Consider the following 23,322-nt stretch of genomic DNA (forward strand, 5'->3'; position numbering starts at 1 on the left):
TGTACTAAACGCTTGATTTGTGTTAACCTTATTTTAAATCAGGTTAACACAAGATGTTAAAGGGGAGTACGTCATGAACTGGGAAACACTCGCACAAGAAGTCATTGATGGAAAAGAGCTTTCAAACGAAGAAGCATTGTCGATTTTGAACACAAGTGACGAAGAGGTTTTATCCCTGTTGGATGGAGCCTATAGGATTCGACGTCATTATTTTGGAAAAAAGGTAAAACTGAATATGATTATGAATGCAAAGAGTGGCTTCTGTCCAGAGGATTGTGGATATTGCTCTCAATCTTCTAAATCCACTGCGCCGATTGATAAGTATCCATTCATCTCAAAAGAGGAAATTCTAGAAGGAGCAAAACGGGCTTTTGATAACAATATCGGAACGTATTGTATCGTGGCTAGTGGGAGAGGTCCAACTCGAAAAGACGTACGGGTCGTCAGTGAAGCTGTTGAGGAAATAAAGGAAAAGTATGGACTGACCGTGTGCGCGTGTTTGGGAATCTTGAAAGAAGAACAAGCAGAGCAGCTGAAAACAGCGGGCGTCGATCGATATAACCACAACTTGAACACTTCCGAACGTCATCATGAATTCATTACAACATCGCATACGTACAAAGATCGTGTGGGCACAGTGGAAATTGCGAAAAAGTACGGAATCTCTCCGTGCTCAGGAGCCATAATCGGGATGAAAGAGACGAAAGAGGATGTCGTCGATATTTCCCGTGCCCTTCGCAAGTTAAACGCAGACTCTATCCCTGTGAACTTTTTGCATGCAATTGACGGAACGAAGCTTGAAGGGACGAATGAACTGAATCCACGCTATTGTTTGAAAGTGTTGGCGCTATTCCGCTATATGAACCCTACGAAGGAAATCAGGATTTCAGGCGGCCGTGAAGTCAATTTACGATCCCTTCAACCAATGGGGATGTATGCTGCTAACAGTATATTTGTTGGGGATTACTTAACAACAGATGGCCAAGAGGACAATTCAGACTTTCATATGTTGGAGGACCTAGGATTCGAGATCGAACTTACTGAAAAGCAAGCACTGGTTGCCCACTCGTAAAATACAAAAAAACCAGCTTCTAACCGGCATTTCTAACTGCCGAAGGAGCTGGTCTTCTATTGTAAGCTCCAAGCTCTAATAATCTGTTAGGAGGTACAAGAAACGTTTTATTATCTTCGGGTATGAAAAAGGCAAGAAAGGTTTACATCGGTGGAGTAGTGTCTACATTCAAAAGGCTGAGGGCGTCTTCGATCAGGCGGATGTCAGTGAGGATTACCGTTTTCAATTGAGTGGGCGCAAGTTGATATTCTTCGTTGAGGTGATGTAGCTCACGTACCATCACATAACTTTCACACTCTGTCTGCATATTCTGTCCCTCCTCTATAAGCATTTTTACCCGGTTGACACCAGGGGTAAACTAATTTTTCAAGAATTCAAGAAAAACACTGTGTCAATTGTTACAACGTGATGACGTATAATTGTCCAGTGCTCATTAACGTACCGATAATTACTGCCTTATCATTGATGAAGAACCTGTTCCATACAAAAAAACCAACTCACTTTTATTAGAAGTGTAGTCGGTTTCTTTTTGTTTTATTCACTTTGAATTTGTAAATCTGTTCGAATGCATTGAAGTTATGCTGTAATATCCCGCTTAGTGAATACTGTATAGCTGACGATTAAGAATACGACTAGATAGATGGCTAAGACAGCTAACGAGAAGGGCAAGGTGATATCATCATTCAAGACGAAATTAGACTCGTAAATCGTAAGATCCATATGTGTGAATAGCAAGTATTTCACGATTTCAAACCGGCTCAAAAGACTGACAATGACATTTCCCGTGAAGTAGATGAATAAGGACAGCCCAATTGCCATCCCGCTTGAGCGGAACACGCTTCCAATCATGAACGCAAATGTTGCAGTGATGATTACGTTGATAAATGAGAGGAGTAACATATAGAGTCCGTGGCTCCATATGGAAACTTCCACGACGTTGCCGCCAGATATAGCGAGAGCTTGCCCGCCCTCTGATGGAAAGAATATGAATGCGCTTAGGATAGTAGTGATAAAACCGATGAGCATCAGCAAAATTCCAAATAACAAGATGGCTAGATACTTGGACGTCATGATTTTCCACCGTTTTACAGGACGCGTCAGCAGCATTTTAATCGTTCCTTGTGAAAACTCGGATGCAACGATGCCTGCAGCTACAATGACGGTAAGCAACAGTGCAATGCTCCCAACTGATGGATTGTAAATCATACTTTCACGGCTAATATCTTTGAGTGGTTCAACATCATTTGCAAGTCGGTATTCATAGATTTGAACATTGTCTTCGGCAAGGCGCTTACTTTCTCCTTTTAGGGCGTCCATTTCCAAAGAGCTTTTCTCCATCTCCAACTTGCCCTGCATGTTAGCTTTCCAGTCGGTTTCGTCATCTGCTAGACTACCAGACCATTTCACGACTCCTGCCATGCCGATAATGAGTACGACCATCAAGCCGGCCATGATCCAAGTGCCTTTTTTCGACCACAATTTCATCCACTCATTTTGCAGCAGTTTCAGCAAGTTGGCCACCTCCAGTCAATTCGAGGAATTGGTCCTCAAGTGTTTTACGATGCGGTTGGATTGCATACAGCTCTAGCCCGGCGGTTGACAAAGCCTTGACGAGTTCCGGGATTTGTGTTTTTTCCGCTTGGATCACGAATCCTTCATTGACACTTTCCGTCTTGAATCCAAGTGACCCAAGGAGTTCAAAGGTTTGATCAGCAGGAAAAGCTTCCAGGTAATAGTGGGATTCTTGTGTCTCACTCATATCGCGCATATCGACTAGCTTGCCGTTTTGAATGACAGCAATCCGGTCACACATGAGTTCGATTTCTGACAGCATGTGGCTCGATACGAAAACAGAAACGTTTTCCGTTTTAGCGATGAGGCGCAAGTAATCCCGGAATTCACGAATCCCTGCAGGATCCAGGCCGTTAGTAGGTTCATCCAGAATCAGGAATTTAGGTCTGTGGAGCAAGGCTTGAGCGAGACCAAGACGCTGACGCATCCCGAGCGAATAGGTACCGACTTTTTCATGGATACGATTTTGCATGCCCACTTGCTTCACGACTTCGTCAATACGTTCTTTTGTTACCCCTTTTTGCATGCGCGCAAAGTGCAGCAAGTTTTTGTACCCGGACATGAATTTATACATTTCCGGATTTTCGACGATGACGCCTACTTTAGACAGTGCTTCTTCAAAGTCTGCGGAAAGCGTTTGCCCGTCAATCACAATTTCTCCGCCACTTTTTTTCATCAGTCCTACCATCATGCGAATGGTAGTTGTTTTACCTGCACCGTTCGGACCGAGAAAGCCAGTGATCTGACCAGGGTATAACTGTAAGCTCAGGTCATCGATAATTTTCTTTCCGCGAATCGTTTTGGATAAATTCTTTAACTCCACGATAGGAGTGGATTTCATGTTATTTCCTCCTTTGTTTCGTACTTGATAGGTAAAATGAAGTCCATAATAAGGTGTACGGATAGAAGTTCATATAGTTTCATATTTTTGGGAATGATACATAAACGGTTGTTACTTTTACCATTTTGGCTTAATCACGAGTACAATGAAGAAAATCGACGATGCATTTAGGAGGAAGAAACGATGGAGATAGGAATTAGCACGTTCGTTGAGACGACGCCTGATCCGGAAACAGGAAAGCTGAAGAGTCATGCAGAACGCTTAAGGGAAGTGGTGGAGGAGATTGTGCTCGCAGATCGGGTGGGGCTCGACGTATTCGGTGTCGGGGAACATCACCGGGCAGATTATGCAGCCTCGTCACCAGCGGTATTGCTTGCCGCAGCGGCTTCGCAAACTTTTAATATCCGGTTGACGAGTGCAGTGACAGTATTGTCTTCGGCTGATCCAGTACGCGTATTTCAAGACTTTGCGACACTTGACGGGATCTCGAATGGACGAGCTGAAATTATGGCGGGTCGGGGATCATTCATCGAATCGTTCCCTCTATTTGGGCAAGACCTTTCGGATTATAATGAACTGTTCAATGAAAAATTGGAGTTATTACTGAAATTGCGTGAATCGGAATTGGTAACTTGGGATGGAAAACATCGTCCGGCTATTGACGGAAGAGGAGTGTACCCGCGTCCTGTACAAGATCCTTTACCTGTCTGGATTGGCAGTGGGGGAAACCCTGAATCTGTCGTACGTGCAGGGAAGTTAGGACTGCCACTTGTACTTGCAATCATCGGGGGGCGTCCAACACAATTCGCACCACTCGTGCAGTTGTACAAGAGATCCGCGGCTGCAGCAGGGCATGATCTGTCAAAATTAAAGATTGCCTCTCACTCGCACGGATTCGTTGGGGAAACGACTCGGTCAGCTGCAGATGCATTTTTCCCTTCCACACAATATGCGATGAACGTAATAGGCAAAGAGCGTGGTTGGGCGCCGTATGATCGGGATGCGTATGATGATGCACGAAGTCTGGAAGGGGCATTGTATGTAGGTGATCCAGATTATGTAGCGAAAAAGATTATCAAGTTGCGTAAAGAAGTTGGGATCACAAGATTCCTGCTTCACGTTCCAGTAGGTTCCATGCCACATGATGAGGTGATGAGCGCAATCCGTTTGCTTGGTGCGGAAGTGGCACCTCGAGTCCGGGAAGCGATTGCAGAGTGGGAAACAGAAGCTTGAGTAGAATGGGGGCGACAATGTGTTTATCACTGTCGCCCCCATTCTGTTCAGGATACTATGGCTACCCCAAATAACCATTTCTGAGTCACCCAGAGAATAAGAAGAACCCCTGCGTATTTCACTAAATTCCCCCATTCTTTTTTATCGACAAAGAGGAAGATGAGTGCAAAATAGGCTGCCTCAATTCCTGAAATCAGCCATTCGGACAAGTGCAGCCACCCGCCGATACTTGCAATGACGAGTATGGCAACAAGATGAATTCCATCGTGGGGTTCATTTCCGTCTTCGTCTTGAGTCGTTTCTTTCATCATTTAAACGCTCCCTTCATAATATCCCCTCATTCCTGGGGTCAACCCGCTCGTTCCTGGGGGCAACGCGCTCGTTTCCGGGGTCAACCCGCTCATTCCCAGGGAAACCCGCCCGTTTTCGGGGCCACCCCGCTCATTTCCAGGGTCAACCCGCTCATTGCCGGGGCAAACCCGCTCATTCCCAGGGAAACCCGCCCGTTTCCGGGGCCATCCCGCCCGTTTCCGGGGGTAACCCGCCCGTTTCCGGGGGTAACCCGCTCGTTCCCCGAGTCAACCCGCCCGTTTCCGGGGGTAACCCGCTCATTTCCTGGGTCAACCCGCTCGTTTCCCGAGTCAACCCGCTCGTTTCCGAGGTCAACCCGCTCATTTCGAGAGTCAATCCGCTCGTTTCCGGGGTCAACCCGCTCATTCCGAGGACAACACCCCATCCACATCCCCCTACATTCAAAAGCTCTACAGATAATACTGCATCGTCCAGTTCATACGCCACCGCAGATTCACATAAACTCTAACAATGGAGGAGTAGTGGGACAGACGTCCTAGCCTGAAGTTCTGTAACTAACTCATTAAATTCCCACTATTCTTAATTATAACAGTTTATTCTACTGGAAAATTGATATACTAAAGGAAATTTGAAGGGAATTGGTATTGAATGCTAAACAAACGAAATGGAAAACAACTTCTTTTATTTGCTTTGTTAGTCGCAGTTGCCTATCTCCCCATCGCATATGAGCAGACGTTTCCAACAATCGCCGCTTCTGCAGCACTCATTACTCCACCTGCCAATGCATCCGTTACGCTAGCAAAAAAATTGAACGTCCTGCTAGCGGATCCGAAATTACAGGGCGGGATTACAGGAGTGAGTGTCAAAAATGCGGAAACTGGCGAATCGGTCTATTCGCATATGAGTGATATTCGATTGCGACCTGCGTCCAATATGAAATTGCTGACAGGAGCCGCAGCTTTAGAGGTGCTTGGACCAGACTATCGATTCGAAACGGTTGTAGCAACGACGGGCAAGCAAAAGGGACCTGTTCTTCAAGGGGATGTGTATTTAGTGGGAAAAGGAGATCCAACCCTTCTTCAAAGCGACCTTGTGAAGTTTGCTGAACAGTTGAAACAACAAGGCATCAAAACCATTCAAGGGGATTTGTTTGCTGACGATAGCTGGTATGACGATGATCGGTATTCTCAAGACCTGAACTGGTCGGATGAATTCAACTATGTGGGGGCACAAGTATCGGCTCTCACGCTTTCGCCGAATGAAGATTATGATACAGGGACAGTCATTGTAGAGGTGAAGCCGGGAGCAAAAGCGGGCGAGCTTCCGGATGTCTCGTTAACACCTGCTACAAAGACATCCGTTATTGTGAATAAAGCCACGACTGTTGGAAGAGAAGGTAAAAAGACGATTTCCATCCACCGGGAACATGGGACAAATCGAATTATTGTGGAAGGTTCCATTCCGGTCGGTGCCTCAAGTTCACGTTCATGGACGGCGGTTTGGCAACCATCGGAACTTGTGCTCGATGTATTCCAGAATGCCTTGAAGAAGGAAGGGATTCGAGTGAATGGAAAAAAAGGACTTCAGCGTGCGGTAACACCCAAAAGCGCTAAAACACTCGCAATCAAAAAGTCCATGCCGCTAAATGAAATCTTCATTCCATTCATGAAGCTGAGTAACAATGGACACGCAGAAATGCTCGTGAAAGAAATGGGAAGAGTCGAAAAGGGGGAAGGTAGTTGGAACGCCGGCCTTGCAGTTATGTCTGAAACGCTTGAAGGGCTCGGTATCGAAAAAGGTACAGTTCTGCTAAGAGATGGTTCCGGCATGTCACACAAAAACCTCATGTCCTCCGAAACATTGACATCACTTCTCGTCCAAGCTCAAGAAGAATCTTGGTATCCGGCATTCAGAGAGTCGCTGCCACTTGCAGGGGAAGCGGAACGCATGGTTGGCGGAACTCTTCGCAACCGTCTTGAAGGGGAGTCGACGAAAGGGAATGTAGCTGCAAAAACGGGTTCTATCACGGGTGTATCCACATTGTCAGGATATGTGACGACAAAAAAAGGAACACCTCTCGTGTTCTCGATTATGATAAATAATTACATTAATGGACCGGTGACACAAATAGAAGATGCCATCGCCTCGGCAATCGCGGAATCGGATTTATAATTTAAAAAGCAGATATTCCGGGGCTCTCCCTGGAATATCTGCTTTCTCATTGCGCCCGATTCACTTTGTTTTCAAGATCGAAAATACGTGATTTGATTGCGATGAATTCTTTAGCTACACTCTCGTCATGTTCCAGTCGCTGTGCTTTTTGGCGTTCAAATTGACCACCAATTCCTTTAAGTGAATTATCCACTCGATTGAAACGGTGGTCCACCTCATCAAATCGTGTGTTCATCTCAGTCTGCATGTTTTCAAGTCCGGATTTCAAAGAGCCCACATCGGATTTCAAAGAGCCCACATCGGATTTCAAAGAGCCTACATCGGATTTCAAAGAGCCCACATCGGATTTCAAAGAATCTACATCGGATTTCAATTCACCTAAATCCGATTTCATATCCCGTACATCTGCCGTAAGTCCTACCAACAACTGTAAGATTTTTTCTTCCATGCTGCGTAGCTCCCTTCGACTGCTTGGTATTATAAGTATACAACGAAATCTTAAAAAGTCCAAGAAGTAAGGGAACGTATGTTTCTTTTGTTCGTGGAATGTTAAACGAGTATCAACCACAAAATCATCGTGAAGACAATTGTCGTGATGCCCATCAATAACGTGGCCATCGTTTGGGCTTTATAAGCATCTGTGACCTTCATACCACTGAATTCTGTCACGACCCAGAAGAAACTATCGTTTACATGACTCACTGTCATTGCGCCTGCTCCAACCGCCATGACAACAAGCGCAAGTGGAATGGCGCCTTCAATTCCCATTGCGGGAAGCAGGGGAGCCACTAATGTTGAGGCAATGACCAACGCTGCAGTCGAAGACCCTTGTGCGGTTTTCAAAGCTGCGGATATGAAGAACGGCACGAGTAGGAAGAGTGCACCGCCTGCGAGAGCAGTGAAATTCATTTCCCCGATCAATTCAGCTACACCAGACGTAGAAATCACTTTACCAAATGCACCACCTGCTCCGGTGATCAAAAGAATAGGAGCCGCTTCCTTAAGACCTTCTCCAATCCAACCGGTAAGTGTCTCTTCGTTCCATCTTGGCAGCAATAGAAATGCTGCTAGCACCCCGAACAATAATGCAACAGAGGGCGAACCTATAAACTGTAAGAATGAGCTGAATGCACTTTCCCCCATAGTCAGCTTCGCAACAGAACCTGCGCCAATCAGAACAATCGGCAAGACGATCGGTAAGAATGCTTTAAGTGCAGAAGGCATAGTCCCGAAGGATTTGACGATTTCATCGTAGTCGAATGTCACAGACGCATCATCTTCCGGCAACGTAATTTTTGAACCGATTTTGACCGCCCATAAATAACCAACAACGGTTGCAGGGATGGCGACGATGAGTCCGATTAATATGATCACGCCTAGGTAACTTTCTGCGCCAATGTTCCCCGCAGCTGCAATCGGTCCAGGTGTAGGCGGAACGAGTGTATGGGTTGCGAATAATCCAGTTGCCAATGCGACCGACATCGAGGCGATTGTCACACCTGCTCTTTTTGCAAGCGCTTTCTTTAAGCTGGATAAAATAATGAATCCCGAGTCGCAAAACACAGGGATGGAAACAATATACCCGATGAGGGACATTGCAAGTTGAGGTCGTTTTTCCCCGATTACTCGTAACACGACTTCGGCCATACGGTAAGCGGCTCCGGATTTCTCGAGGATGACGCCGATGATTGTACCTGAGACTATGACAATCCCGATCCCTTTCATTAATCCGCCGAATCCTTCATTAACAGTATCTACAACTGTGAGCAGCGGCATTCCAGAGGTAATTCCGATGAAAAATGCTCCAGCAAGTAACGATAAGAATGGATGGACTTTCAAGACAGCTGTTAAAAAGATAATGAGAGCAACACTTAAGACGATCATCGTAAACAACATTTAACATTCCTCCTCATTTTTACACTTCAGAAGTGCTTGTTTCGTGGTTTCCTTCAGTAATCTAAACGGGTTCAGCATGGCGTCTGCTACTGTAACGCTGGCTGAAGTGATCGCGTGCACACTATCAAATAAGTCACCGAGTGCAGCTCGGCTTTCTTCAGTAATGGTGCCGGAAACTAGGACTACGGGGACATTTGCAAGCCGGGCTGCCTGTGCAATCCCAAAAGGGGTCTTCCCTGAAAAAGTTTGACTGTCAGAACGACCTTCTCCTGTGATGACTAGATCGGCCGTTTCCAAGTGTTCATGGAAACGAAGAGTTTCCAATACAACACTTATACCGGGTTTGAACAGACTCGGAAAGAACGCCTGGAAGGCCCCGCCAGCCCCGCCGGCTGCTCCAGCACCTGCGCTATGGTGTAGAGAAACCCCTGTATGCCGTTCGATTATGTCTGCAAAATGGGCAAGACATTTATCGAGGAGTTCAACCTCCGCGGGAGATGCCCCTTTTTGGGGTCCAAAAACTGCCGAAGCTCCGTCAGGTCCGATGAATGGATTCGAGACATCTGCTGCAATCAGGAACTGACTCTCAGCAATTCGAGGATCGAAAAATGACGAATCGATAGAATGTAACTGTTGCAGTGCAGCTCCGCCTTTAGGAATTACATCCCCATTTGAGTCGAGCAATCTCATACCTAGCGCTTGTAAAATGCCCGCACCTCCATCGTTTGTGGCACTTCCTCCAAGACCGATAATAAAATTGCGGCACCCCTCATTAAGCGCGTGTACAAGTAACTGCCCAGTTCCGAAGGAGGACGTAATAAGGGCATTCCGATCCTGTTCGGCGAGACGCATGAGACCGGAAGCTTCCGCCAACTCAATCACGCAAGTAGAGGCATCTCCTAGAATGCCGTAGCGAGCTGGGAGGAGATGACCAAGAGGCCCTTCAACAAGAAGAGAGATGAATCTTCCATTTGTCGCCCCGACTAAACTTTCCATCGTCCCTTCTCCGCCATCAGCTGCAGGTAGTAATAGGATGGTGCTAGTAGGATCCGCTTCACAAATTCCTTCAGCCATCGCTTCTGCTGCATGCAAAGCAGACAAACTTCCTTTGAAGGAGTCGGGTGCAATAAGTATCTTCATAAAAATATCATTCCTATCGGATAGTAGTTGATGTCTATCATTATATGTACAGAATAGTCTAAATACATTAGACTGGTTGTATAAGTATTAAACAGATTCATAGAGATTTTTGTACATGGAGGTGAAAATGTGCTGACAAAGCGGCTTGCAGAGGAAATCGTTGAACAAACGATGCTTAGATTATCCAGGAACTTGAATGTGATGGATACGAATGGAATGATTTTAGCTTCCGGAGAAATGGGCCGGGTGGACCGAATCCATGAAGGGGCAGCGCATGTAGCAAAAACAGGGAAATCATTATGGATATCCGAAGAGACTTTAGAGGAATGGCCAGGTTCAAAGCCAGGTGTGAATTTACCCGTGCATTATAAAACGCGGCTAGTTGGGGTTATTGGTATTACAGGATCTGAGGTAGAGCTGAGAGATGTTGCGCCCCTTGTCCAGTTAACAACTGAAATGATGGTCCATCAGTCGTTGTTAACTTCGGAATCGGAGTGGAAGCGGACTGCACGGGAATTAGTGTTCAAAGAGTTGGTTAGCGGACATCCAGTTTCAGGGGCTACACAGGATCGCATGAATGTGTTGTCAATATCTTTGAAGGGTCCATTTACAGTTGTGATTGTTCACCAAAACGAGACGACACGTACGCCCAATCGTCTTGCAGATTGGCTGGCAGAAGCGATGGGCATTCGTTCTGTGTTGCCTGGAGCAGATCATGGACACGTCATGCCATTTCTAGTATGGGAGGTGGATCGGGAGAGAGTGAAAAGCAGAGTGGAACACGCTTATAAACGGAATGATTTTTCAATCCTGAAGATTGGAATCGGTAAAACAGTATTCTCCGAAGAGGAGATCGCATTGGCTTATGAGTCGGCCCTCCATGCAATTGAGTTCAGTGCGAAGCATGAAATCATCAGCGACTTTGACATGATTGAAATGCGTGCGTTGGTAGGAGCCTACCAGCAACCTTTGCACGAACATTTCGTGGAGAAACTGTTAGGGAATCTGGACGAGCAGCTAGTAGAAACACTTCAAACCTATTTGAACAATGAGCAGCATGTCCAGAATACTTCCGACGAGCTTGGAATTCACCGTCATACGCTCTCCTACCGGCTTAAACGAATCACTGAAACTACAGGATTGAACCCGACTCTCTTTAGCTCAGCAGTGCAATTGCATTATGCTATGTTGCTAAAAGAAGGCGCACGATATATAAAATGACCGAGCGAAATCCGCTCGGTCATTTTAATCCGATGAATGCCAGATGTCGTCCGGCCTTCTTGTCCTGACGGTATGAAAACCCGTCATTGCTTTGAAATGTACACATCGGATCGATTGTAATGTTCGGACTTGGTATCCCAGCAAGCTCACATTGAGTTTTTACAGTCCGCTGGTTATCGATATGGTATTTGCCTGTCGTTTCATTGAACAAAGTCCATGGTTCCGCATAGCCGAGTGCATGAAACTTCGCATAGACATCCTTGTCCACTTCGAACTTTTCTTGGCTAAGGGCAGGACCGATCATGATCTGGAAGTCTTCGGGACGACATCCTTCCTGTTCAATGAGATGTTGGAGCAATTTCGGTGTGATTTCTTTGATGGTACCTTGCCAGCCCGAATGGACGACACCGACGATGCCTGCGGGTTCGTTGGAAAGAAGCACAGGTACACAGTCTGCCATGAAACCAGCAAGAACGACGCCTCGTTCGTTCGTATAAAGGGCATCGGTATCGGGGATAGCAGTTGCCTGATCTATGGCACCGCGCCCGCAATCCGATCGGGTTACTTTGTGGAAGTTGGAACTATGGGTTTGGTTACCATAAACAAAATCATCAGTTGAGTACCCGATCGAAGATGCAAGCATTTCGCGGTTTTGAAGGACAGCCGCTGGTGTAAAGCAAGCGTGTAGCGCTAGATTGTTGTCTTCAGGTGCAGTAGGGTCTTTCAAGGTAATGCCAGAGATTGAGCTTCCTTTTATGTCGTATCTCTTTGTTTTGATTTCCTTCACCCCCTATTTTCAAGATGTTTGCAAATAATTGTACCACGTAGTGAGGTTATTTGTGCATCAGATAGGGAAGAAATGAATACACCCTGCCGTATTGAGCAGAGACATTGACAACCTAATTTTTGTGCATTATTGTAGACTATTATATTCCCTAGTAAGCAGATAGGAATTAATCGAAAAATGAATAAAAGGGGATGCCGATAGACATGAAAGCACTCTGGAACCGATACGCGAATGCATCTTTGATTCTTAAAATAACGATAGCCCTGATTTTAGGGATTACTGCCGGATTGCTGATGGGTGAGCAAGCGAGCGTTTTCGCGCCGCTTGGTGATCTGCTGATCCGTCTGCTGACATTCCTGATCATCCCTCTCATACTATTTACGCTCATTGTTGGTGTGAATCAGACAACGATTTCCAACCTCGGTCGAATGGGTGGTAAAGTCTTCATCTACTACACGATCAGTTCTGCAGTGGCAATTGTTGTAGGACTCGCGATTGCTACGATTTTCCAACCTGGATCGGGCATGAAGTTGGACGGTAGTGAAACATTTGACGTTCCGGATAATCCTGGATTCGTCAATGTGTTACTCAACATTGTCCCCTCGAATATTGTCACTGCGTTCACAGAGATGAACTTGTTAGGAATCATTTTCACTGCCCTCGTGTTTGGTATTGCAATTTCTGCCATGCGGGGTTCAGAAGGGTTGAATGAGCTTGGGAATCATTTGCTGAAAACGATCAGTGCGCTGAACGAAGCATCGCTTTTCATCCTGAAAGGGATTTTACAATTCGTACCGATTGGTGTATTTGCAATTATGGCGAAAACGGTGGGAAGCCAAGGGGTCGATACACTTCTTTCACTCGGTGGCATGATTGGTGTGCTCTATGCGGCATTGCTTGCACAAGTCGTATTGTACATTGTTGCGATGTTGCTATTCAAAGTGAATCCGCTCACGTTTTTCAAACATACACGGACTCCGATTGCGACAGCTTTTGTGACGCAGAGCAGTGCAGGCACATTACCATTGTCGTTGACTGCAGCCCATGATTTAGGATTACCACGCAGTTTGTATGGTTTTAGTTTGCCGTTAGGTGCTACGGTTAATATGGATGGGGCAGCAATACGAATCGCCGTGTCCGCAGTGTTTGCTGCCAATATTTCTGGTAATCCGCTGTCGTTGACGGATATGTTAATGGTGGTCTTGATCGGAACGCTGGCCTCTATTGGCACTGCAGGCGTTCCAGGGGCAGGGATTGTCATGATTGCAACGGTTTTTGTACAGCTCGGTTTGCCGATTGAAGCAGTCGCTTTGCTTACATCGATTGATGCGCTGATTGGAATGGGGGCAACGGCACTGAACGTTACAGGCGACCTCGTAGGGACGACGCTCATTAGCCGGACAGAAAAACAAAAAAGTGCTTCAAAAGAACAAGCAGAAGAAATTGCACCACATTCTTAAAGGTTACCCGTGAAATAGACTGGCAAAAGTCAGCTTTCGATGATGCGATGTGCGTCTCCGAAAGCTGACTTTTCGTGCGGAACAATGCGTACTGACACATTGGAAGAAGTGGAAATACACGGGTCCTACTGCCTTCTTGCAATTGTCGTTACAGAGGGTGCTAACGAAGAGAGCGAACAGATTGACATGATACCTAGAGGGGTATATGATGGAGTCAATTAAAATCAAAAGGAGTGTAGGTTATGACACCTCAAGCAACCGTTTATGTATCTTCCACATGCCCTTACTGCACGATGATGACAAATTATTTGGATGAACAAAAAATCCCATATGAAACAGTTAACGTTTCATTAGATCAAGAAGCTGGTAAGCGTCTCGTAAAAACGACTGGACAAATGGGTGTGCCACAAACCAAATTGAATGACGTTTGGATTTTAGGATTTGACCCTGACGGTGTCCAAAAAGCCCTTCACGGAGAAGCTCAGTGAAGCATATTGTTGACAAGTTCCGCTGTATGACGTGTTCGGTTCAACCAGATGTGGAAAAGGATATGACACGGAAACTATTTCCGAAGTTTTGCATCGGACACGTTGCACTGTTTGCTACCGGCATTTTTCTCGTGATTATGGAATGGATGAACTGACAGACCGGCTATCCCTAGTGTCAAAAGGGATAGCCGGTTTGATTTTTTTTGAGGAACTTGCGATACTTTACAATAGGAGTGAACGAATGTTATGTGAATTCATTTGCATTATGCACCTATATGAAAAGGGGAATTGTCATGAAGCTGGATCGATTGCGTCGGTCATTTGAAGAACTTGCGGAGTTTACAGACAAAGGAGAAGGGATCAACCGGCTTGCTTATACGGAAACGGAGCGGAAAGCGCGGGAATATATGATCCGGCAGTTCGAAGGTGCAGGTCTCACTGTACGCACAGATTACGCGGGTAACGTCATCGCGCGGCGTGAGGGGGCAACAGCTGAATTGCCTGTAGTAGCAACCGGTTCCCATATTGACTCGGTCTACGCAGCAGGGGAATTTGACGGATCCGCTGGTGTACTCGTTGCACTTGAAGTGATGCGCTCACTAGCGGACGATGACATTGAAACACAGCACCCTATGGAAGTCATTATCTTCGCGTGTGAGGAATCGTCACGTTTTGGTGCCTCGACACTTGGCAGTAAAGCAATGTCAGGACGATTGGATCCCGCGTATACTCGCTCGCTAACTGATCGTAACAGCGTAACACTCATGCAAGCGTTTGAGGAAAACGGACTCGATTTGGAAGAAGTCCACTTAGCTATGCGCTTTCAAGATGAATTCAAAGCGTTTGTAGAACTGCACATTGAGCAAGGGCCGGTGCTGGAGAAACAGCAAGCGGCCATTGGGGTTGTCTCTGCTATTGCGGCACCTGTCCGTTTCCATGTCCACGTCGGAGGAACAGCGGATCACTCGGGGACTACTCCGATGGACTATCGACATGACGCGTTACTTGGAGGTGCTGAAATTGCACTCGCTGTTGAACGGGCTGCCGTTGCAGAGATCGAGTACGGTACAGTTGGGACGGTCGGTGTGTTCACCGTAGAACCGGGTGCTATGAATGTCGTACCAAGTGCAGCCGAGATGGACGTCGACATCCGAGGAACGAATGTCGAATCACGGCAGCGTGTCGTGGATGCACTGGAAACAGCGGTCAAAGAAGTGGCCGAAGCACGTGGCTTAGACGTTTGGATGGATGCCATCTCGAGTGAAGAGCCGGTTCAAATGGACGTCGGAGTGGTGAATGAACTCAAAGCCGTGTGTGAAGAGCGCGGTGTGAATTGGCTTGAAATGCCTAGCGGTGCAGGCCATGACGCCATGAATATGGCGGCGTTCTGTCCGACTGGCATGATTTTCGTACCATCCAAAGACGGGCTTAGTCATAACCCGGCAGAGTATACCTCTATGGAAGAATTGCTGGAAGGCGCAGAAGTGCTGCGTGCATTCATGCTAAAACAAGCGAATGTTGTGTAATTGTTAAAACAGTACGGTGAGACGGCAGTTGTCTCGCTGTGCTGTTTTTTGTAAGTGTTCATTTTTGAAATGAGTGGTTTTGCCAATTCACTCCAAATGACATCGGCTGATGAATTGGATCACATAAGGTCAAGATAGGATCTACCGATTAAAGCCATTAACTCACTTTAATTGTGTCCCGTTATCGGAAATTTTCCTCAAGTGTCGGAGAAATCACTCCAGTGATGGAGAAATCCTTACAAGTGAACGGCAAGCACACCTAACTGATCGACAACGAGTAAAAACGAGAAAAAAGCCGGCCCGAATACACGGGCCGGCCACCAAAATCATTTTGCAAAAGGATCCTTATGATCATATTGGTTAGTATGAACGACATCACTGCGTAAGTACTCAAGGATTTCATCGACAATCTCCACGCCGTTCTTCAACGATTCTTTTTCCTGAAGGGTTGTGTTTTGACCGGGGTACAGAACGTGGTCAAACCCTGACGCCGGCTTCACTTCATTCAATTCCCTCATCATACCGGAAATGTTGGTTCGGAACAGTTCGGAACTTGTGAATGCACCGGGATCGATTACAATGTGGAGCTGTCCAAGTTCTCTTCCTTTGGTCAAATCATGATACATCGACGACACGTGTTTTCCGAAAGGAAGACCGAGTAATACACCTGACAAGATATCCACCATCATCATAAGTCCATAGCCTTTAGGTCCGGCAATCGGAAGCAATCCTGTCACCTTAAAAGGGTCTGTCGTCGGCACGCCGTCTTTGTCCACGGCCCACGTATCCGGAATGGATTCACCTTTCGATCGGGCATGTAAAATCTTTCCCCATGCTTGAATGCTTGTCGCCATATCGAAAATGATTTTGTCATCACCCACACCAGGTGCAGCAAAAGCAATCGGGTTTGTCCCGAAATACGGCTCAGCTCCGCCAAAAGGGACGACCATTGGATCTGATTGGCACATTGAAATTCCAATCATTCCAGCTTCCGCTGCTTGTTGGACGAAGTAGGACATGGCTCCACTATGACTCATCCGACGAATTCCGACGATGGCCGTCCCATTTTCCTTAGCCATTTCAATCGCACGGGTCATCGCTTCTTTTGCCGCTGCGTGCCCCACGCCGTTATCTGCGTCCAGTACAGCAGTTCCTGGTCCAGTCTGCTTAAATTGGATATCAGGATTCACAGTAATGCCGCCTTTTGCAATACGTTCAGCGTAATACTCCGTCCGCATCGCTCCGTGTGAAAAGATCCCTCGAGCATCAGCATGTGCGAGTACATCAGCGACTACCTCCGCGTCATCACGTTGAAGCCCAGCTTGTGTAAGCTTATTTGCCATCAGTTCTTTCAATTCCTCAATCGATACATTCATCTCCAGCACTCCTTTTGGCTCGGCCAATAATTTAGATGGTCTTCATCTGAAATCGTTCTTGTAAAAATGCAATCCCATGGTTCACAGCACGCACAGAGTCCGGATCATCCATATTGGCATCGAAGTTGTGCTTACCGCGGGCGATGGTCATCAGTTCGTTTGGTACGCCTGCTGCGTCCAGTTTTTCTTTCATTGCAACAGATTCCGCGTACGGGACATCCTCGTCATCATCCCCATGTATCAGAAGAGTTGGCGGATAGTCTGAATCCGCTAATTCAAGAGGAGCATAGTGTGCAAGCTGACCCTCATCCACAGCGTCTGAACCCGCAACCCAATCGAGCCATGTCCCTTGCTGACGGCAATACAAGTAAATTGCATACCTCCGTTCAATTGGAGAGGATGAAATGGGATGAGGCTGAATCAGTTGTGTCGCCAACATTTCCGGCACCTTCGGCATGGAAGTAAAGTGTGGACTCGGATTCTGGTACCAATCACCCGTAACTTGTCCGTACCCGTAAAACGCCACAATCGCGTCGGGCTTCACATCAAACGTTCCCGATAACAATGCTAGATAGCCTCCTGCTGAACTGCCAACTACAGCTACCCGTTCACGATCGAAATCGAATTGAACGGATGCTTGTGTCTTAATCCAGACCAGCAAGTCCTTTACATCATCCCGGATTTCGGAAAGCTTGGACTCAGGAGCAAGTCGGTAATCTACAGAACACACGTTGAATCCAGCCTCATTATACAGACGGATCTGTTCGGAATTCATGTCATTCCGGGTTCCCCAAATCAGACCTCCGCCATGAATGTAGATTAGTAAAGGTGCCTGCTCGGCGCAAGTTTCATGAAACACTCCGTGAATATCGCAATCGTTCACTCGTTTATATACAAAAGTATCTGCCATAATCGCATCCTCTTTCCCTTCCATCTGCCTGTCTTTTCGTTGAAAGTATCGATTGATCCTGTTTACAGTCAAGGAGACGCTCATGTAAAACCGTTTCTGCCACTATCTTACGACACGAAACACCAAGAATACAGCTTTCAATTCACAATTTTATGTTTTTGTAATGTTACACTCCTGTATTTTATTCGTCTGCAATGCAAATTGCGTTACAATTGGTTTGGATAAAACAAAACCGGCTTTCGCACAAGTTTTGTGTTTACCGTTTTGTGGAGACACATGCTATTGCAAGCTCGCTGATTTAAAAAAATACTTACAGGGGTGATTTTTGTGCTTCATACGATTATCAAGAAGAACTCGTACCAAGACTCCATTAACCTCATGTTGCTGACAAACGCGGTAGCAACTATGGAAGGTCTCAACAAAGTACAAATTATGATGGCAACGCCAGCTAACAAAGATATCTTTAAAGATGCAGGATTGCATACAGAAGAACTCGAAGCAGCAGAATCGAACGATATGGCAATCGTTGTCGATACAGACAATGCAGACATGATGGATACGGTCCTTGAAAAAGTGGAACAATATTTGAACGACCAGTCCATCAGCAACAAAAAGCAAGGATTTGAAACAGTGCGTACGTGGGACAAAGCAATGGATGCGCTGCCGAATGCAAACGTTGCCATGATTTCAGTACCAGGTGAATATGCAGCGGATGAAGCGGACAAGGCATTGGACCGCGGTCTTCACGTGTTCATGTTTAGTGATAACGTCACAGTGGAAGACGAGCTCCGTTTAAAGCAAAAAGCACACGACAAAGGTTTGCTTGTAATGGGACCCGACTGCGGAACAGGAATTCTTGACGGGGTGCCTTTGGCATTCGCAAACGTCGTGAATAAAGGGCGTATCGGACTTGTCGGTGCATCAGGAACAGGAATCCAGGAAGTTTCCACAATCATCGATCGCTTAGGAGAAGGTGTAAGCCATGCTATCGGTACGGGCGGTCGTGACCTGAAAGATCCGATCGGTGCGATCACGATGATGGATGGAATCCGTGCACTTGAAAACCATAGCGCAACAGAAATTATCACAATCATTTCCAAGCCGCCTGCAGAACACGTGCGTAACGAAGTGATGGAACTTCTTCAAAGCTTGACGAAACCGGTTGTTGCTGTATTCCTTGGAGAAAAACCTGAGCAATACGAAGGGAATGTCTACCAAGCATATACACTCGCGGAAACTGCACACATTGCAGTGGACCTCGCTCGCGGTAACGAAGTGAAAACTGATTACAACACAGGCGACTTCACTGTGGAAAATGCAAGCTTGAAAGAAGGTCAGAAGACGCTTAAAGGCTTGTACTCTGGTGGTACACTCGCTTCTGAAGCCGCTGTTCTGATCTCTGATGCGTTAGGTCTTGACACACACATTAAAAACGAAGAAGGCCATGTCCTGAAGCACGAAGGCCAGGAAATTGTTGACCTTGGTGACGATAACTATACACAAGGGAAGCCACACCCGATGATCGATCCTGAAACTCGTTCGAAATTCATTGAACAAGCTGGGGACGATGAAACAACGGCTGTTATCTTGCTCGACTTCGTTCTTGGATATGGCTCACATGACGATATGGCAAGCGCGTTACTTCCATCTATCAATAAAGCAGTAGCAAAAGCAAAAGAAGGCGGGCGCACCTTGCATGTTGTGGCAACTGTTTGTGGTACTAAAAACGACCCGCAAAGCTATGACGGTCACGTGAAACAGTTGAAACAAGCTGGCGTCATCGTCAAAGAGACAAACAATGAAGCCGTTCGTACTGCGCTTAACATAGTGGGCCTCCACGTAGAAGACAACCAGAAGAAGTATGTAGAAGGAACCAAGTCCGAAAAGAAATTCGACCTCTCTGTATCAGATGACATTGCGTCACTCGTTTCGGAGCGCCCCCGCGTCATTAACGTCGGCTTGAAAGGCTTTACTGGTGCACTATCGGACACAGGCACGCAGTTCGTCCAATACGACTGGCGTCCAGTTGCTGGCGGTAATGCACGTATGGCCAAAATCTTGAGCTTGCTGAAATAATTTCGGAATGATAAAGATAGAAGGTCCAGATCCGCTCTGGACTGGGCCTTCTCCATGCAGATGGAGACATCTGTAAATATGACGAATGAGGTGTGTACGTTATGAACTACAAGTCAATGGATGAAGCGAACAAAGCGGTTATTGATAAAATTACTGGATCGGCTCCATTTCTAGTGGATGTTGTACCGGCAAAAGAGAAAATTAAAGAACTGAATGACGGAAAAGTATTGCTGCATGCAGGTCCGCCAATCGAGTGGAACGACATGACTGGTCCGATGCAAGGATCTTGTATTGGTGCATCGATCTATGAGGGCTGGGCATCTAACGAAGAAGAAGCGGAAAAGCAACTAGCAAGCGGCGAAGTGAAATTCATCCCATGTCACCACGTGAATGCGGTTGGCCCGATGGGTGGTATCACATCTGCTAATATGCCCGTATTCGTTGTGGAAAACCGGACAGATGGTAACGAAGCCTATTGCATCATGAACGAAGGAATCGGTAAAGTTCTTCGTTTCGGTGCCAATTCACAAGAAGTCATCGATCGGTTGAAATGGATGCAAAACGTTCTTGGACCAACGATTGCAAAAGCGCTTGCACTTACTGAAGATGGATTGAATTTGAACGTTATTATTGCTAAAGCAATCACAATGGGCGATGAATTCCATCAGCGTAACATTGCGGCATCTTTAATCTTCTTGAAAGAGATGAGCCCATACATCGTACAGTTGGATATGGATGAAAACGACCGTAAAGACGTCATTCAATTCTTGGCTGACACTGACCAATTCTTCCTCAATATCGCAATGGCGACAGGAAAAGCCGTAATGGATGGAGCTCGTACTATTCAAGACGGAACTGTCGTCACAGCAATGTGCCGTAATGGTAAAGACTTCGGAATTCGTATTAGCGGAATGGGTGATGAGTGGTTCACAGCGCCAGTTAACACGCCGCAAGGTCTCTTCTTCACGGGGTATTCCCAAGAGGATGCCAATCCGGATATCGGGGACAGTGCAATCACTGAAACATTCGGTGTCGGCGGTATGGCAATGATCGCAGCACCTGGTGTTACTCGTTTCGTAGGTGCAGGCGGTTTTGATGACGCACTTGCAACGAGTAATGAAATGACAGAGATCTGTGTCTCGCAAAATAGTAACTTTACAATTCCTACTTGGGACTTCCAAGGAGCGTGTCTTGGAATCGATGCTCGCAAAGTAGTCGAAACAGGTATCGAGCCGATTATCAACACAGGAATTGCACATAAAAAAGCTGGGATGGGTCAAGTCGGAGCAGGTACAGTCCGTGCTCCTAAAGAATGTTTCGAAAAAGCATTAGAAGCGTATGCCGTAAAGCTAGGATTGATCTAATGGATTGGCCGCAAGCTAGGTTAACCATCTTGCATGCGTCGGAATACCAGCAACAAATCCCGTTCCATTTGGCAAAGCATCCCGTTTGTCAGATCCATAGTACATTTCAGAATGGATTGAACATCAAAAGCGGTAATCGGCTATTCTTCATCGGAACGTTAAAAAACGGTCGGTTGCCATTCGGAATTCATCTGACACCGGAGTATTTACAACAGGTATTAAATGGGGTAAATGATAATTCCTCCGTCTCTTGGGAACCGAACGAGCGCCGTCTATCGTTCGGAGAGACAGGACCCATCGTGAGCATTGTAGGTGCAGATCCCTTTGACTGGAGAATTTCTAGTGAACTTGTAACGAGCGAGTTGTTAACGGATAATTTGACGATGTTTGCATCTATCTTACTTGAAGAGCCAAGGGGGACTGGTTTGGACATCGATATCGAATCATGGTTGACCAGACAGTTGCAGAGGCACCCAGCTAATGGTCTGACAGAGCAGCATCTCTTTGACTTGTTAGATACTTTGCATTCTTCCGATACGAGCGAAATCGAAGAGCAACTCAGGTTCTTCATAGGTCGGGGACAAGGGCTGACTCCATCCGGTGACGATCATTTGGTCGGTCTGCTCGCCATTCATGAAGCGGCAGATGTTGTATCCGAACCCTTTGTGGAGACGTTAAGACGGCTTATCGAGAAGGAACATTTGACGACTGATATAGGTAGGGAGTATTTACTCTATGCACTGGACGGAAAATTCAGCTCGACAGTTGTACAATCGGCTTCAGAATTGACACGGAAGACGGATATTTATATGCTAAAACCACTGCTTTTAGAATTGCTCGATATGGGGCATAGTTCTGGAAACGATACAGTTTTTGGCATGTTACTCGGCTTACTAGCACTAAGGAGGAAACTAGAATGACAGAAAAAGTAGTTATTGCACTTGGGGGAAACGCAATCCTGCAACCTAAGCAGGAAGCGACTTATGAGAATCAGCGTGAAAACGTTCGGATCAGTACCGAAATTATTGCGAAAATTGTCAAGAATGGTCATGAGGTCATTGTTACACATGGTAACGGTCCGCAAGTAGGTAACATTCTTCGTCAGAACGAAGAAGCTAAAGACGTTGTTCCTGCACTTCCACTTGACGTTTGCAGCGCGGAGTCACAAGGATTCATTGGGTACATGATGGAACAGACATTGAAGAACGAACTCAATAAACTGGGTCTCCACAACCAAGTGGTCAGTATGCTGACACAAACAGAAGTCGATCGTAATGATCCGGCATTTTCAGATCCATCCAAACCGATCGGTGTCTTCTATTCAGAAGAGGAAGCGAAACAATTGGCAGAGGAAAAAGGCTGGGATGTTAAAGAGGATGCAGGACGTGGTTGGAGACGAGTTGTTGCATCTCCGAATCCGAAGTCGATTCTCAGCTCTCAAACTATTAAAATGCTAACGGATAATGACGTTATTGTCATCGCTTCGGGCGGTGGCGGTATTCCGGTTGTACGTGAAGCGGATGGCAGCCTTACAGGAATTGAAGCAGTGATAGATAAAGACCGCAGTGCTTTCCGTCTAGCTGAAGAGGCGAAAGCGGATGTGCTCATGATCTTGACTGACGTCGATAACGTCTATGTGAACTACGGCAAGCCTGATCAAAAAGCACTTGGTACCATTACGCTGGAAGAAGCGAAAGTTTATGCAGATGAAGGTCAGTTCTCTGCAGGCAGCATGGGTCCTAAAATGGAAGCAGCTATGAAGTTCGCTGAAATGGGTGGACGTGCTATTATTTGTTCTCTTGGACAAGCAGACCTTGCAGTAGAAGGTAAAGCTGGCACACAAATTAAAAACTAAGTTTACCAATGGTATTGGCCA

23 protein-coding genes are annotated in these 23,322 nt (G+C 46.3%); 12 read left to right on the forward strand and 11 right to left on the reverse strand.

Annotation, left to right across the window (positions count from 1 at the left end):
* The first annotated feature begins 73 nt into the window (after positions 1-73).
* The gene (bioB, locus tag ABE021_RS07865; protein WP_430287913.1) at positions 74-1,072 is read left to right on the forward strand and encodes a biotin synthase BioB; all 999 of its coding nucleotides are present in this window, start codon (positions 74-76) and stop codon (positions 1,070-1,072) included.
* Between the two features lie 142 nt (positions 1,073-1,214).
* On the opposite strand, the gene ABE021_RS07870 is transcribed toward bioB, so the two are convergent.
* From ABE021_RS07870 to ABE021_RS07880, 3 genes are all read right to left on the reverse strand, one after another.
* Complete coding sequence (locus ABE021_RS07870) at positions 1,215-1,379, reverse strand: hypothetical protein (protein ID WP_430287914.1); 165 nt, start codon at positions 1,377-1,379, stop codon at positions 1,215-1,217.
* A 269-nt stretch (positions 1,380-1,648) separates the two neighbouring features.
* Positions 1,649-2,584, reverse strand: a complete 936-nt coding sequence (locus ABE021_RS07875) for an ABC transporter permease (protein WP_430287915.1) — start codon at positions 2,582-2,584, stop codon at positions 1,649-1,651.
* Complete coding sequence (locus ABE021_RS07880; protein WP_430287916.1) at positions 2,562-3,485, reverse strand: ABC transporter ATP-binding protein; 924 nt, start codon at positions 3,483-3,485, stop codon at positions 2,562-2,564. The genes ABE021_RS07875 and ABE021_RS07880 overlap by 23 nt, the downstream gene beginning before the upstream one ends.
* A 183-nt stretch (positions 3,486-3,668) precedes the next feature.
* On the opposite strand from ABE021_RS07880, the gene ABE021_RS07885 reads away from it, so the two are divergent.
* Positions 3,669-4,718 (forward strand): LLM class flavin-dependent oxidoreductase, encoded by a 1,050-nt coding sequence (locus tag ABE021_RS07885; protein WP_430287917.1) that lies wholly within the window; start codon positions 3,669-3,671, stop codon positions 4,716-4,718.
* Between the two features lie 47 nt (positions 4,719-4,765).
* Here the strand turns inward: ABE021_RS07885 and ABE021_RS07890 are convergent, their stop codons facing one another.
* On the reverse strand, positions 4,766-5,029 hold the full coding sequence (locus tag ABE021_RS07890; RefSeq protein WP_430287918.1) for a hypothetical protein: 264 nt from the start codon (positions 5,027-5,029) through the stop codon (positions 4,766-4,768).
* Between the two features lie 172 nt (positions 5,030-5,201).
* On the reverse strand, positions 5,202-5,516 hold the full coding sequence (locus ABE021_RS07895) for a hypothetical protein (protein ID WP_430287919.1): 315 nt from the start codon (positions 5,514-5,516) through the stop codon (positions 5,202-5,204).
* Positions 5,517-5,678: 162 nt separating this feature from the next.
* Here ABE021_RS07895 and dacB point away from each other — a divergent pair, with 162 nt between their 5' ends.
* Entirely contained in the window at positions 5,679-7,202 is a 1,524-nt protein-coding gene (dacB, locus tag ABE021_RS07900; protein ID WP_430287920.1) for a D-alanyl-D-alanine carboxypeptidase/D-alanyl-D-alanine endopeptidase, read from the forward strand.
* Between the two features lie 46 nt (positions 7,203-7,248).
* Here dacB and ABE021_RS07905 read toward each other — a convergent pair whose 3' ends face one another.
* The 3 genes from ABE021_RS07905 to ABE021_RS07915 all read right to left on the reverse strand — a co-directional run bounded on the left by ABE021_RS07905 (position 7,249) and on the right by ABE021_RS07915 (position 10,238).
* Positions 7,249-7,650 carry a hypothetical protein gene (locus ABE021_RS07905; RefSeq protein WP_430287922.1) on the reverse strand — a complete coding sequence of 134 codons (402 nt, stop codon included), beginning with the start codon at positions 7,648-7,650 and terminating at the stop codon, positions 7,249-7,251.
* 101 nt (positions 7,651-7,751) lie between these two features.
* Positions 7,752-9,098, reverse strand: coding sequence for a GntP family permease (locus ABE021_RS07910; protein WP_430287923.1), 1,347 nt, complete (start codon positions 9,096-9,098; stop codon positions 7,752-7,754).
* Positions 9,099-10,238, reverse strand: coding sequence for a glycerate kinase (locus ABE021_RS07915; protein ID WP_430287925.1), 1,140 nt, complete (start codon positions 10,236-10,238; stop codon positions 9,099-9,101).
* 129 nt (positions 10,239-10,367) lie between these two features.
* Here ABE021_RS07915 and ABE021_RS07920 point away from each other — a divergent pair, with 129 nt between their 5' ends.
* Positions 10,368-11,459, forward strand: coding sequence for a CdaR family transcriptional regulator (locus ABE021_RS07920; RefSeq protein ID WP_430287927.1), 1,092 nt, complete (start codon positions 10,368-10,370; stop codon positions 11,457-11,459).
* Between the two features lie 19 nt (positions 11,460-11,478).
* On the opposite strand, the gene pgeF is transcribed toward ABE021_RS07920, so the two are convergent.
* On the reverse strand, positions 11,479-12,237 hold the full coding sequence (pgeF, locus tag ABE021_RS07925; protein WP_430288184.1) for a peptidoglycan editing factor PgeF: 759 nt from the start codon (positions 12,235-12,237) through the stop codon (positions 11,479-11,481).
* A gap of 212 nt (positions 12,238-12,449) precedes the next feature.
* Between pgeF and ABE021_RS07930 the strand changes: the two genes are divergently transcribed.
* The 4 genes from ABE021_RS07930 to ABE021_RS07945 all read left to right on the forward strand — a co-directional run bounded on the left by ABE021_RS07930 (position 12,450) and on the right by ABE021_RS07945 (position 15,720).
* Complete coding sequence (locus tag ABE021_RS07930) at positions 12,450-13,706, forward strand: dicarboxylate/amino acid:cation symporter (RefSeq protein ID WP_430287929.1); 1,257 nt, start codon at positions 12,450-12,452, stop codon at positions 13,704-13,706.
* A gap of 39 nt (positions 13,707-13,745) precedes the next feature.
* The gene (locus ABE021_RS07935) at positions 13,746-13,928 is read left to right on the forward strand and encodes a hypothetical protein (RefSeq protein WP_430287931.1); all 183 of its coding nucleotides are present in this window, start codon (positions 13,746-13,748) and stop codon (positions 13,926-13,928) included.
* Between the two features lie 20 nt (positions 13,929-13,948).
* Positions 13,949-14,194, forward strand: a complete 246-nt coding sequence (locus ABE021_RS07940; protein ID WP_430287933.1) for a glutaredoxin family protein — start codon at positions 13,949-13,951, stop codon at positions 14,192-14,194.
* Positions 14,195-14,487: 293 nt separating this feature from the next.
* A complete protein-coding gene (locus ABE021_RS07945; RefSeq protein ID WP_430287935.1) occupies positions 14,488-15,720 on the forward strand; it encodes a Zn-dependent hydrolase in 1,233 nt (410 codons plus the stop codon).
* 326 nt (positions 15,721-16,046) lie between these two features.
* Here ABE021_RS07945 and allD read toward each other — a convergent pair whose 3' ends face one another.
* Together allD and ABE021_RS07955 are read right to left on the reverse strand one after the other, a co-directional pair.
* A complete protein-coding gene (allD, locus tag ABE021_RS07950) occupies positions 16,047-17,096 on the reverse strand; it encodes an ureidoglycolate dehydrogenase (protein WP_430287937.1) in 1,050 nt (349 codons plus the stop codon).
* A gap of 31 nt (positions 17,097-17,127) precedes the next feature.
* Complete coding sequence (locus ABE021_RS07955) at positions 17,128-18,006, reverse strand: alpha/beta hydrolase (protein WP_430287938.1); 879 nt, start codon at positions 18,004-18,006, stop codon at positions 17,128-17,130.
* A gap of 327 nt (positions 18,007-18,333) precedes the next feature.
* Between ABE021_RS07955 and fdrA the strand changes: the two genes are divergently transcribed.
* The 4 genes from fdrA to arcC all read left to right on the forward strand — a co-directional run bounded on the left by fdrA (position 18,334) and on the right by arcC (position 23,301).
* Positions 18,334-20,082, forward strand: coding sequence for an acyl-CoA synthetase FdrA (gene fdrA, locus ABE021_RS07960; protein ID WP_430287940.1), 1,749 nt, complete (start codon positions 18,334-18,336; stop codon positions 20,080-20,082).
* 101 nt (positions 20,083-20,183) lie between these two features.
* On the forward strand, positions 20,184-21,446 hold the full coding sequence (locus tag ABE021_RS07965; RefSeq protein ID WP_430287942.1) for a DUF1116 domain-containing protein: 1,263 nt from the start codon (positions 20,184-20,186) through the stop codon (positions 21,444-21,446).
* Positions 21,446-22,366: a DUF2877 domain-containing protein gene (locus tag ABE021_RS07970; protein ID WP_430287944.1), complete on the forward strand. Its 921-nt coding sequence runs from the start codon at positions 21,446-21,448 to the stop codon at positions 22,364-22,366. Before ABE021_RS07965 ends, ABE021_RS07970 begins: the two co-directional genes overlap by 1 nt.
* The gene (arcC, locus tag ABE021_RS07975) at positions 22,363-23,301 is read left to right on the forward strand and encodes a carbamate kinase (RefSeq protein WP_430287945.1); all 939 of its coding nucleotides are present in this window, start codon (positions 22,363-22,365) and stop codon (positions 23,299-23,301) included. The genes ABE021_RS07970 and arcC overlap by 4 nt, the downstream gene beginning before the upstream one ends.
* Positions 23,302-23,322 lie beyond the last annotated feature (21 nt).

It is taken from the genome of Sporosarcina gallistercoris, from assembly GCF_050459885.1.
GTDB lineage: Bacteria > Bacillota > Bacilli > Bacillales_A > Planococcaceae > Sporosarcina > Sporosarcina gallistercoris_A.